Source organism: Streptococcus sp. DD10 (assembly GCF_001578805.1).
Lineage (GTDB): Bacteria > Bacillota > Bacilli > Lactobacillales > Streptococcaceae > Streptococcus.
Genome location: NZ_KQ969164.1, coordinates 34,226 through 35,261, shown reverse-complemented (window position 1 = coordinate 35,261; position 1,036 = coordinate 34,226). Strand labels below are relative to the sequence as shown.

Here is a 1,036-nt window from a genome sequence, read left to right as displayed (position 1 = left end):
TGAGTATAAGATTTTTCTGTTAAACAAAAAAATCTCTCTAGTATATTGTCTAACTTTTTAGGGTTAGTACAATGAGAGAGATTTTTTATTTAAGCTTTTCCGGTTTCTTCGGGTTTCCAAAAGTCGGTAACAGCTCCCTTAGCAGCCGAAGATACCATGTGAGCATATTTACCAAGAACACCACGGCTATAAAGTGGTGGAAGGGTTGTTTCTGCTTTACGCTTTTCTAATTCTTCATCTGAGACAGCCATCGAGATTTCTTTGGTATCTTGGTCAACAGTTACCAAATCTCCTGTGCGTAAGTAGGCAATTGGTCCACCATCCTGGGCTTCAGGGGCGATATGTCCGACAACTAAACCATAGGTACCACCAGAGAAACGACCATCGGTCAAGAGGGCAACCTTATCACCCTGTCCCTTACCAACAATCATAGAGGATAGAGACAGCATCTCAGGCATACCAGGGCCACCCTTAGGTCCTACGAAACGCACGACAACTACGTCACCATCGACGATTTCATCAGCTAGAACGGCCTCGATAGCCTCTTCTTCCGAGTCAAAGACTTTAGCTGGACCTGTGTGGTTTCGCACCTTAACTCCAGAAACCTTGGCAACGGCACCATCAGGCGCTAAGTTTCCGTGAAGGATGATGAGCGGTCCATCCGCCCGTTTTGGATTTTCCAGTGGCATGATGACCTTTTGACCTGGAGTCAAGTCTGCAAACTCTGCTAGATTTTCAGCAACCGTTTTACCGGTACAGGTGATGCGGTCACCATGGAGGAAGCCATTTGCTAGTAAGTATTTCATCACAGCAGGTACACCACCGACTTCATAAAGGTCTTGGAAAACATATTGTCCAGAAGGTTTCAAGTCCGCCAAGTGAGGGACACGTTCTTGGATAACATTAAAGTCGTCCAGAGTCAATTCAACATTGGCTGCATGAGCAATGGCCAGTAAGTGCAGGGTGGCATTGGTTGATCCCCCCAGAGCCATGGTCACGGTAATGGCATCTTCAAAAGCTTCACGTGTCAAGATGT

The 1,036-nt window shown here is 46.1% G+C and carries 1 protein-coding gene; it reads right to left on the bottom strand.

What is annotated here, in order from left to right; all coding sequences use genetic code 11:
- Nucleotides 1–89: 89 nt before the first annotated feature.
- On the bottom strand, nucleotides 90–1,036 hold a 947-nt coding region (locus STRDD10_RS08560), incomplete at its 5' end, for a dihydroxy-acid dehydratase domain-containing protein (RefSeq protein ID WP_197458325.1).